Source organism: Yersinia sp. LJYL362, from assembly GCF_048323875.1.
The window spans coordinates 1-11,576 of record NZ_JBLWEX010000139.1 but is presented as its reverse complement, the minus strand read 5'-3'; the positions used below and the strand labels follow the sequence as shown (position 1 = coordinate 11,576).

Sequence of the window (11,576 nt, the reverse complement as noted above, 5' to 3'; positions counted from 1 at the left end):
AGGCTGAACAAGATTGCTGAGATAGCAATAAGACCCATGATGACCACGAATACGTTGCTTACTTTACCGCTGTATTTACGCATCGCCGGAACTTTATGGATGGCGTACATTGGCATCAGGAACAATAGCATCGCGATGATTGGGCCACCCAGCGTTTCAATCATGCCGAGAATGCTTGGGTTCATGGTTGCTACGATCCAGGTAGTGACCAGCATGAACAGGGCAGTAATGCGGTTCAATTTGTCATGATTGATCTCTTTGCCTTTGCTGCGCAGAGATTTGATCATCATGCCATTGAAGCCTTCACGTGCGCCCAGATAGTGGCCCAGGAAAGATTTAGTGATAGCGATAAAGGCAATAACCGGTGCCATGTAGGCAATCATTGGGGTATTAAAGTGGTTAGCCAGGTAAGACAGAATGGAGATATTCTGGCTTTTCGCTTCTGCCAGATCCGCAGGGGACAGGCTCAGGACGCAACTGAATACGAAGAACATCACGGTAACAACCATCATGATGTGTGCGAAAGCTAAAATGCGCGAGCATTTTTTCTCAGCATCAACACCATATTCTTCGCGTTTTGCTACTGCAAAGGCAGAGATGATTGGGGAGTGGTTGAATGAGAACACCATCACCGGAATGACCAGCCACAGAGTCATCCACAGACCACTACCAGTACCATTGCCATCCATGGAAACGTGTTCGAAGATAGCACTTGACCAGTTAGGGATCAGGTAAACAGCCAGCAGCATTAGGACTGCAACAAATGGGAATACCAGAATACTCATTGCTTTCACAATGGCATGCTCACCAAAACGCACGATAGTCATCAGGCCGATGATAAGGATCAGCGACAGAATGGCACGTGGTGGGGATGGCAGATGCATCTGATGAGTAATAAAGCTATCAACGGTGTTGGTAATCGCGACACTGTAGACCAACAAAATTGGGTAGATAGCGAAGAAGTAAAGCAGGGTAATCAGTTTACCCGCGCCTTGACCAAAATGCTCTTCAACCACTTCAGTGATATCTTCTCCCGGATTTTTACCTGACAGCACAAAACGGCACAGGCCACGGTGCGCATAGAAGGTCATAGGAAAAGCAATAATAGCCATAACGATCAGAGGTAGAAGGCCACCGATACCCGCATTGATTGGCAGGAACAATACACCTGCGCCGATTGCGGTACCGTACAGACCCAACATCCACATGGTGTCACTTTTACGCCATGTACTTGATGAAGTTTTTCCCGAGGAGGCAATAGTGCCTGTTTGAGTAGTGTCCATGAAAAATCTCCAATGTGAACACGTTAATTTAAAATTAAGAGCCGAAAGTTAAGTACCTGTAATGCCTTATTTAGCGACGTTATCAGGCGAAAAATTCAGTCGAAACGATTTGTTTAAAGTTGGTACCCTGGTTATTACTTTGGTGTCGTGGTTGTGATTTATACCTAAACGTTAAAGTGCAAAATTTAACCGATTTTAAGAGGGTGAATTCGCTTTATCGGATATTTTTGTTGTTCAATAAAGAACAGTAGTTTTTGCTGGCGGCAAGATAGCGATTTGTAGTGAAAACTACCGTGATCATGCTCGCAAATGCTCAATAAACTCGACATTCATGACTTGTTGCGGATTTACAAACTATTGTTATATGAATGTTTATAATCCATCAATAAGCACAATGAAAAACACTTCTTTCTTACTGAACAATAAATAAACGATTTATTTTTTATCCCTTAATACCTTGGTGGGCAATATATTTTAACCCAGCTTGCGAATCTAGTAAAAATCAGTTTTTTAACCGGTTTGTTGACGAACATCATTAATGCAAAGAAAGTTAATTTGATTAACTTATTGATATTAAAGGTATTATGATTTTTTGTGTGAATAAGCAATAGCATCTGGAAATGGCGGTGATATAAACAGTGAAATAAGAAAACAACAATAACAGTGTTGATGGATGGGAATAAGTCAGCGAGTGATTATTGGTACTCTATGCTTTATTTGTCATATGAAAATGAGCGATTAGTAATTGTCAGACAATAAACTAACGCCATTCCTTTAATTGAATGCATTAAAAGAACACTAAATGTTAAATTAATTTACCTTAAGCCCAAATATAAGTGGATATTAATTCGACAATGGAATCGTGTTTTAAATTTAGCATGGATAAAAGCACCATTAAGCCACAAATTAAATATGGTTATTTGCCGTCAGATTATTTTGCTTAAATATAATCCATTTTTTATCTGATATAGGCAAAGAAATTATCTACTGAGTATTTTGTGAACTAGGATTTTTACTATGTAATCAAGGGTGTCAGCCATTATGGATAACATCAATGAGAGGGGGAATCTAGCGAGCAGTAGGATGCGGTGCGCGCATCTTGCCCGTTATCCGTATCTATACTCGTTATACTTCAAGCTGCATGTGCGTTGGCTACGTTCAATTACCCGAATCACTTACGAGAGTAAGCTCATCGGGGTTCTCTCTCTTACCGCCTTCCTGCGACTCGAATTATTTAGAGTATATAAGGGGGAAAAGAATCTAACAGTAGGTTTTGATATTGTGCTGTAAAAAGAACTGGCTGAATTCGCTATCGGGCTGACGGTTGGTCACGATGGCATCAAAAAGTGTTAGCGCGCCAATACTGGCGGGCTTGATTTTGCCAAATTTACTGTGGTCAGCCACCAGGATTTTATGCTGGGATTTGGCTATAGCGCGGTGTTTCAACAAGATCTCATCAAAGTTGAAACAGGTGGCTCCATACTCAATAGAAACGCCCGCCGCAGAGATAAAAGCTTTATTTGGGCAAGCATTGTCCAGCTCATTATGTTGGCTGATAGGGGTAAAAATATAGTTATTGGGCTTGAATTCACCCCCGCACAAGATAACTTTGCAATTGGGTTTGTCTTGTAAAGACAGGAAGGTATTGAGGGAGTAGCAGATGGCAGTAAATGACAGTTCCTCATCTATCTCATCGATTATTGAAGGAATTGTGGTGCCGCAGTCAAAAAAAACGGTGTCATTTTCCACAATAAGACGCGCCGCTAACTGGCCAATTAGGCGCTTTTCTTCCACCTGCTTGGCTTGTTGGTCGGACACAAAATAGTTATTGGCATTGTTGCTTTTGGGGTCCATCACTACATAACCGCCAAGCAAAATGACAGAAGTAGGTTCGGCACTCAGATCTCGCCGAATCGTCATTTCAGAAACACGCAATAGATTGGCTGCGTCTTTTAGATGAATTTTGTCGGAGCGCTTAAGGGCCTGAGTAAGTTTATTGATACGTTCTGCACGGCGAGTTTCCATAAGCTATCCCTGACGAGTTATTTTTAACACCATGAACTGTAAAATGAAAAGCGTAAAACAAAGAGTACAAACAGTACATGGAATAAGTAAGCCCGGCAATAACCGGGCTCAGACTGCTGATAAACCTCGACAACTCGATCTTGCAAGGTGAGGACAGGTAGAAGAGTAAAGCGTCCGCGCCAGGGATGGCGCGGCTCGAGCCATCAGGGACGATTTTACGGCGTCTTTACGATCTGCCTGTTTTCACCGCTACGAGGACTTTGTCATTAACCTCAGCCCGGTAATAACCGGGCTTATACCCATCATCTTTCAAACTGCGGGCGCGAGTTACTCGCCATTCCGCAGCTTGAAATCTATTGGATATTTAATAAGTTAGTAACTTGACGCCGATGCTTGCTGGCCTGAAACGATAGCAACACCAGAACTGGTGCCAATTCGTGTCGCGCCAGCCTTAATCATTGTTTCTGCTGTCGCTCTGTCACGAACCGCGCCGGAGGCTTTGACCCCCATCTCCTGGCCAACTGTGGCACGCATCAATTTGACATGATCTTCTTTAGCGCCACCAGTGCTGAAACCTGTTGAGGTTTTAACAAAAGCGACGTCAAGCTCACGGCACATTTCACAAACTTGTACAATCTGTGCATCGCTAAGCAGGCAGGTTTCTAATATTACCTTCAACGGTGTGGCGGCGCAATTATCGCGCACGGCCTTGATGTCCGCTTTAACTTCTGCGATTTTGCCACTTTTCAACCAGCCAACATTGATAACCATATCAATCTCTTGTGCGCCAGCTTTGATAGCAGCTTGGGCTTCAAAGGCTTTTGCTTCGGTCAAGCCAGCCCCCAGCGGGAAACCGATGACTGAACACACTTTAACCGAGGTGCCTGCTAACTGCTGTGCAGCAACTGGAACATACCCAGAGTTAACACATACCGCATAAAAATGATGCTGCTTGGCTTCTTCGCACAGCTTAATAATTTGCTCTTCGGTGGCATCCATTGCCAGTAGGGTATGGTCAATATAATTAGCGTAATTGATCGTCATGATTTTTATCCTTTTGTTCATCTATAAGTTAGCTCTGTTGTTATAATAATAACATTGTTAGGAAAAAACAAAGCTAATCCTCACATTTATAGCTGTTTTAGATTTTATTTTGTTATTTTAATTACATTTATGATGGTTAAATAACCGCATGAAGCACCATGTGTTGGCGTAATTACTTGATTTTTAGTATATTTTAAAATTTTGAAGGGATTTTACGGGAAATTTGGCCGGCATTTTAATCTGCCGGCAATGTGAGATGAGTCACGTAGAGGGTGCTAGTTTCTGACCCAACCTCTGCTGATAGGTAAGGCAAAGCCAACCTGATAGAGGCGTTTCAACCCATTTGAAATAGCGTCGCCGAACAAGTTCCACACCAATTGTGCAAACAGGCAGCCGACAATTCCTAGCAAAAATCCACCCACCATATCTAATGGCCAGTGCACACCCAGGTAAATTCGTGACCATGCAATTGCGATAGCTACGACCATCAGGCTGATAGCGGACCACAGTTTGTGCCAAAAAACAAAGGCCAGAGCAAAAGTGAAAATAGCGGTGCCGTGATCACTCGGGAAAGAGCTATCGGGTGCGTGATTCATAAAGTTATAACCAAAACCGACCACAAAAGGCCGGTCGTGGGGGATAAGCATCCCAATGCAGGAGGCTGAAAGCATGCAGAAAGCAAGTGCGATAGCGGCTTTGGTCACTAAGGCACGCTGTGAGTCCATGTCGCTTTGTGGCCCCCACAACCACATACCCACTAATAATATGGGGATAATCATAATCAAATCGCGTGCGATAAAAGTCGCAAAAGAAATCATCCATGGCGATGATGCTGGAGTGGCATTTATCATGGAAAAGAAAAAGTAATTCATTTGTTCAATCATTCTTTACCCTTATCACGGTTGTAAACACCGCTGATCATCCAATACACAGCCAATTGGCTGAGCCAAACCCACCAACCCGCCCACAGGTTATGGGTAAGAAAATGTGCCCCGCGCATGATTTGTCCAAAACCCATCAACATGCCAAGACTCACCCCCGCAAACCAACACAATAAAGCCCAGCGTGGCCGTTCGGGGTAAAACAAGAAAAACAATGCCATTACTGCAAACCCACTAGAGGCATGGCCGCCAGGAAAGCAGTGACCAGGGCCTGCGCCGACCGGGGCTGTTCCCATCAGCACATAACTCAGGGATTTACCGCCATACTCCACCAGATCCCAAGGGCAGGAGTGGGCACTGGTCGCTTTTAGCACACCAATCACCAGCGGGCCAATACCGAACAGCAACATAGTGGTCACTACGCGCTTATTACGGCGATAAAGACCCCATAGCAATGTGACGACGGCAGCGCTGATAATGGCTATTTTCAATAAGCGATGATTCAGTAAATCCAGCCAGTAATTATTTTCCCATGGAAAATGTTGCGAGACGGGATCAAACCAATAATTACTGATAAGCCAATCCAACTGTTCATCACGGGATAACCAAAGAAACAGCAATCCACTGATCACCAATGCAAAAACCTGCCAAAAATAAAAGGATAACGGCAACGAGTAAAGGGAGTTTGTCCTAATTGTCAGTGCCGTTGAGGTATTATTTAATGTCGATGTCATAACGCTTGATTGAGAGGCAGGTTTGTTGATCTTCACGAAATAGCCTGGAGCAGAAGTAGTGATGTTCCTACTGTAATAATTTTGTCTTAAGAAAGCCTTAAGGGGAGGAATGGGGCGTTCGAATTTCAGGCAAGAAAAAACCCGACTAGTCTTGAACCTAAGAAGGCGGGACTATCGGGCTCCTCAATATGGGGACATCAAAGAAAAGCAGTGGCATTAAATCAGACCCCAGTCCAGTAAGAAAGTTCTGGGCAAATGAAAAAAGCTTAAAAAAATGTTTAGCTTTGCCTTGAGTCTCCTTTTTTACGCACTAACCTAATATTCCCGGCCAAACAATAACGATTAGCGAGCCAGCCAAGGTCAGTAATACGTTCGCAATGGCATAAGTACCTGCGTAACCAAGCGCTGGGATATTACTGCGCGCAGTATCACTGATGATATCCATGGCCGGAGCACAGGTGCGCGCTCCCATGATCGCGCCGAAAAGTAGAGCACGGTTCATGCGCAATACATAAGCGCCAAAGATAAAGCAGATAACCACGGGCACTAAACTCACGATTAAGCCGGAAATCAGCATTTGCCCACCGACGGCCCCCAGGCTGCTATTAATACCGCCACCGGCGCTCAAGCCGACCCCTGCCATAAAGACCATCAAACCGAACTCTTTCACCATATTTAGCGCCCCTTGCGGTATATAGCCGAAAGTCGGGTGGTTGGCACGTAAAAAGCCCAGCATGATCCCAGCCATTAGTAGGCCAGCGGCATTACCAATACCAAAACTAAAGTTACTGAATTGGAAGGTGATCAGGCCGATCATCAACCCTAAAATAAAGAAGGCACAGAACGCCAGCAGGTCAGTGACCTGACTGTGAATAGAGATAAAACCAATCTTCTCTGCCACACTTTTAACGCGTCGTGCATCACCGCTGACTTGCAATACATCGCCTTTATTCAGTACCACATTGTCATCAATCGGCATTTCTATCTGGCTGCGGATCACGCGGTTTAGGAAGCAACCGTGGTCGGTCAGTTTTAAATGGCTCAGGCGCTTACCGACGGCATTGCTGTTTTTGACCACAATCTCTTCGGTAACAATGCGCATATCCAGCAAATCGCGGTCGAACACTTCTTTGCCGTTACGGAAACTGGGATCAAGACGGGAATGAGCATCTGGATAACCGACCAATGAGATCTCGTCACCGACTTGTAGCACCGCATCACCATCTGGGTTCGCCAAAATACCATTTCGACGAATACGCTCAATGTAGCAGCCGGTTTGACGATAAATTCCTAATTCACGTAGATTTTTGCCATCAGCCCAAGCCACCAATTCCGGGCCAACGCGATAGGCACGGATAACGGGCAGATAGACTTTGCGCTGACTGTCGGTATCGAGGCCGCGCTCACGAGCAATTTGCTGCGCGCTGGTCGGTAAGTCTTGGTGCTGAAGCTTGGGTAAATATCGCGCCCCTAAAATCAGGCTAACCAGCCCGATAAGGTAGGTCAGGGCGTAACCTAAGCTCAGGTTATCTTGGGCATGTTGCAACGCCGGATTATTCGCGATGGTATGGCGTAGAGTATCGCCAGCGCCCACCAAAACCGGAGTGGATGTCATGGAACCGGCCAGCATCCCGGCGGTCAGGCCAATATCCCAGCCAAAGAGTTTACCCAGCCCCAGCGCCAGAACCATTGCGCTGCCCACCATGACCAACGCCAGCATCAGGTAGTTTTTGCCGTCACGAAAGAAAATAGAGAAAAAGTTTGGGCCAGCTTCGACGCCGACACAAAAAATAAACAACATAAAGCCCAGATTCAGGGCTTCGGTATTAATCGTAAAATGCTGTTGCCCAAGCAACAGAGATACCACCAACACACCAATAGCGTTACCTAATTGAATAGGCCCCAATCGCAGTTTGCCCAGGCATAACCCCAGCGCTAACACCACGAATAACAGCAAGATGTAGTTGCCGTTTAACAAGTTTGCGACGTTTATATTCACGAGTATGACTTTCTATTTAGTCAGGATGATCCACGATGCATACACCCTTAATGTAAAGCCAGAGCGACACATATCTTTAAATTCAAAACCTTTTAATTCAAAAAAACATCGCTAGCTGAAATATAAATGTAAGCGATAGCGGTGCTTATTCTAATCGGTCTGTTGCGAGACAGCCAGTAGTAAGCAGGAAGTTTGCCTTAGCCAGGGGGATATGCTTGTTTACTGATAAAGTGCGGGGTTATCTGCTGGTGTTTGGCGGAGTTATATCGCTTTGACGCCTGGTTTTTGCTGGGTGAGTCTAAATGACAGGCAAGAAAAAAGGGCGCTAAGCACCCTTTTTCGGATAAAACTCATCAAGGTTGGCGCACTGTTGTTAACCGTTAGCCAATAAGAGAGGTTTATCAGCCGATTATTGGAACAGGCTCAGATTTTCTTTAGCATAGGCTTCGAAATCAGTGCAGCCACCGATGTGTTTCTCATCGATAAAGATTTGTGGCACGGTTTCTACTGGTTTGCCGACCGTTTTTTCCAGATCAGCTTTGGTGATACCTTCTGCGTGAATATCGATGTAACGGAATTTAAAATCGTCACGCTCAGTTTCCAGTTTTTCCGCCAATTCTTTGGCACGTACACAGTAAGGACATCCAGGACGCCCAAAAATCACAGCAAACATGTAAAACTCCTTGATTAATTTGAGATAATCACTTCGCCAACAGTTACTGATGTATTCAGTTGCTAAATGACTTATAGCGTATTACTCATTCGACTGCTGACTACTATGCCTTCTGATGCGGTGAAAAAAAAGCAGGATTTACCTGTTAGTCCGATTAATCCTACCTATTTGCTTATGGGTACTGTTACAAATCTTGGGGATTCAATACACTAAGTAAAAGCTGATATATAGCCAATGAACGCGGCGTTGCAGGTAAGGGTTTAACTGCCTGGTGACATTAAGTGTGAAGGGTACAGAGCCTATCGGAGGTAAAGATGCGCTCGTTAGGAGATATGCCCCGTATTGTGATTATTTTGGAAGCATTGGGGATGATATTACTGGTTGTTGCCTATCTCAGTATAAATGGCTATTTGTCATTACCAGGAGCAATAGGTACACCGCCAGTTGCGATTATTATGATTTTTGTTGGTATTGGTTTGATGATCCCAGCTGCGGCCTGCATTGTTTGGCGCGTCGCCAGTGGTTTTGGCCCGCTCTTAGGGAGTGCAGATAGAATTTCCAGACCCCAATCTAAGAAAGAGTTAGATAAAGCGCGTGCCGAAAAGGAGAACAAATCTAAGTAAGGTCATGACTGAGCCTTTCCTGCGGCATTAAATTAGTCGGGATTGAAGTAGCGCTGTCGGCCAATATTCCGTAAGCTATGGCACTTTTCGTATTATGAGAATCGTGAGGTAGGTAGTTATGGATTCACTCATCGTCCCGGATTTAGCCTTATTACGGCGTTGGCTGGATCAACTCGGTATCTCATTTTTTGAGTGCGATTCCTGCCAGGCACTGCATCTGCCGCATATGCAAAATTTTGAGGGTGTGTTTGATGCCAAAATTGATTTAGTGGATAACGTTATCCTATTTTCAGCGCTGGCCGAGGTGCGCCCAACAGCATTGATCCCGTTGGTCGCGGATCTCAGTCAAATCAATGCCAGCTCGCTGACAGTTAAAGCGTTTATCGATATTCAGGATGATAATCTGCCAAAATTGATTGTCTGTCAGTCCCTGACGGTTGAGGTCGGGGTCACATTCGCCCAGTTTGGCTACTTTATGCAGCAGTGCGAAGAGCAGATTTCGATGATTATTCTGGAAGCACGCGCCAATGATTTATTATTTATTGGTAACAGCGACGACGATGATGAGTTGCCACAAACCGCCACCGCTTACCCTGTTATACACTAAATTCATTAATTGACTCCCGTACATCAAAATCAGGGTGCTGCTGATAACCAGTGGCACACTATTTATTCTCTCGGTAAGCCATAAGATTCCTCCGCTAAACCATAAGATATTCTGCTTTTTACCCTCCTTTGCCAGATATTTGTCGCCGTTTATGCCATTAGTGACGCATTACATAGATAGAATGTGCATAAAAAATCGATAAAAGGCGTTTTTTACCCTAGAGTCTGGCGTGGATTCCGAACTGCGGTTATGCTGCTGTTTCTGCAAAGGGCATAATATTCCTCCGCAAAATCAGTGATTATCCTTGTTAGGTTAATAATCACTCACCGTGCATAGTCATGCATCTGGTGTCGGTGGCAATAGCACTCGCAGGACAACCATGTTGTATCCCACTGGATACAAATTTATCGCACGAATTTACCCCCTATTTTGGAGGAGTTAACGGATGTTCACCCAACGTAAAAAGTGGTTATCGGGTGTTGCTGCTGGCCTGTTAATGGCCGCGTCCGTCTCAGCATCTGCTGAAGAAAAAACACTGCACATTTACAACTGGTCTGATTATATCGCGCCAGATACGCTGGCTAATTTCCAAAAAGAAACCGGCATTAAAGTTGTCTATGATGTGTTTGACTCCAACGAGGTGTTGGAAGGTAAATTGATGGCGGGGAGCACCGGGTTTGATTTGGTGGTGCCGTCAGCCAGTTTCCTGGAGCGCCAATTGTCTGCGGGCGTATTTAAGCCGTTGGATAAAAGTAAATTACCGAATGACAAAAATCTTGATCCTGAATTGCTGGCGCTGGTTGGCAAGCACGATCCCGATAACAAATATGCCATTCCGTATCTGTGGGCGACGACCGGTATTGGCTATAACGTCGAGAAAGTGAAAGCGGCACTCGGGAAAGATGCTCCGGTAAACAGCTGGGATCTGGTGCTGAAACCGGAAAATCTTGAGAAGTTGAAAAGCTGCGGTGTTTCCTTCCTGGATGCGCCAAGTGAGATTTTTGCCACCGTTCTTAATTATTTAGGTAAAGATCCCAACAGTATTCAGGCTACTGACTACACAGGCCCTGCCACCGAGTTGTTATTGAAACTGCGGCCAAATATCCGTTATTTCCACTCATCACAATACATTAATGATCTGGCAAACGGTGACATCTGTGTGGCTGTGGGTTGGGCTGGCGACATCATGCAGGCTTCTAATCGTGCCAAAGAAGCCAAAAATGGTGTGAATGTGGCTTATAGCATTCCGAAAGAGGGCGCATTAGCTTTCTTTGATGTGTTTGCCATGCCTGCGGATGCTAAAAATCAGGATGAAGCCTATCAGTTCCTGAATTACCTGATGCGCCCTGATGTGATTGCCAATATTAGCAACCACGTGTTCTACGCCAATGCCAACAAAGCTGCTACCCCGCTGGTGAACGCAGAAGTTCGTGATAATCCAGGTATTTATCCACCGGCAGATGTGCGAGCCAAGATGTTCACATTAAAAGTACAAGATCCGAAAATTGATCGTGTGATCACCCGGGCTTGGACCAAAGTGAAAAGCGGTAAATAAACCATTGATGGTAATCAGCGGCTGCTGGTGAGCCTGTCACTGATAACAGATTGATGGATAAGTAAAATAGATCATGGTAGGAACAGGGGGTTATCTTCCTGTTCCTGTTTTTTATTGCGCCGCACCTCGAATGCGGCCTGTTCTGCTTTTAC

At 44.9% G+C, this 11,576-nt stretch carries 10 protein-coding genes; 3 read left to right on the top strand and 7 right to left on the bottom strand.

Annotation, left to right across the window (positions count from 1 at the left end):
• The 7 genes from ACNSO8_RS06470 to ACNSO8_RS06440 all read right to left on the bottom strand — a co-directional run.
• Window positions 1-1,283, bottom strand: a 1,283-nt coding sequence (locus ACNSO8_RS06470; protein ID WP_418394160.1) for an HAAAP family serine/threonine permease, incomplete at its 3' end; no start/stop codon positions are given.
• Window positions 1,284-2,543: 1,260 nt separating this feature from the next.
• Window positions 2,544-3,308, bottom strand: coding sequence for a DNA-binding transcriptional repressor DeoR (gene deoR / locus ACNSO8_RS06465; RefSeq protein WP_019079916.1), 765 nt, complete (start codon window positions 3,306-3,308; stop codon window positions 2,544-2,546).
• A 372-nt stretch (window positions 3,309-3,680) separates the two neighbouring features.
• Window positions 3,681-4,352, bottom strand: coding sequence for a deoxyribose-phosphate aldolase (gene deoC / locus ACNSO8_RS06460; protein WP_046050685.1), 672 nt, complete (start codon window positions 4,350-4,352; stop codon window positions 3,681-3,683).
• Between the two features lie 275 nt (window positions 4,353-4,627).
• A complete protein-coding gene (gene ybjG, locus ACNSO8_RS06455) occupies window positions 4,628-5,233 on the bottom strand; it encodes an undecaprenyl-diphosphate phosphatase (RefSeq protein ID WP_172672068.1) in 606 nt (201 codons plus the stop codon).
• Window positions 5,233-5,904 carry a phosphatase PAP2 family protein gene (locus tag ACNSO8_RS06450; RefSeq protein ID WP_019083473.1) on the bottom strand — a complete coding sequence of 224 codons (672 nt, stop codon included), beginning with the start codon at window positions 5,902-5,904 and terminating at the stop codon, window positions 5,233-5,235. The genes ybjG and ACNSO8_RS06450 overlap by 1 nt, the downstream gene beginning before the upstream one ends.
• A 373-nt stretch (window positions 5,905-6,277) precedes the next feature.
• Window positions 6,278-7,966: an aspartate:alanine antiporter gene (locus ACNSO8_RS06445; protein ID WP_005171180.1), complete on the bottom strand. Its 1,689-nt coding sequence runs from the start codon at window positions 7,964-7,966 to the stop codon at window positions 6,278-6,280.
• A 409-nt stretch (window positions 7,967-8,375) separates the two neighbouring features.
• Window positions 8,376-8,639, bottom strand: a complete 264-nt coding sequence (locus tag ACNSO8_RS06440; protein ID WP_004873700.1) for a GrxA family glutaredoxin — start codon at window positions 8,637-8,639, stop codon at window positions 8,376-8,378.
• Window positions 8,640-8,953: 314 nt separating this feature from the next.
• On the opposite strand from ACNSO8_RS06440, the gene ACNSO8_RS06435 reads away from it, so the two are divergent.
• The 3 genes from ACNSO8_RS06435 to potF all read left to right on the top strand — a co-directional run bounded on the left by ACNSO8_RS06435 (window position 8,954) and on the right by potF (window position 11,424).
• Entirely contained in the window at window positions 8,954-9,262 is a 309-nt protein-coding gene (locus ACNSO8_RS06435) for a YbjC family protein (protein WP_050159794.1), read from the top strand.
• Between the two features lie 118 nt (window positions 9,263-9,380).
• The gene (locus ACNSO8_RS06430) at window positions 9,381-9,869 is read left to right on the top strand and encodes a YbjN domain-containing protein (RefSeq protein WP_019079911.1); all 489 of its coding nucleotides are present in this window, start codon (window positions 9,381-9,383) and stop codon (window positions 9,867-9,869) included.
• 445 nt (window positions 9,870-10,314) lie between these two features.
• Window positions 10,315-11,424 (top strand): spermidine/putrescine ABC transporter substrate-binding protein PotF, encoded by a 1,110-nt coding sequence (gene potF, locus ACNSO8_RS06425; protein ID WP_046050688.1) that lies wholly within the window; start codon window positions 10,315-10,317, stop codon window positions 11,422-11,424.
• Window positions 11,425-11,576 lie beyond the last annotated feature (152 nt).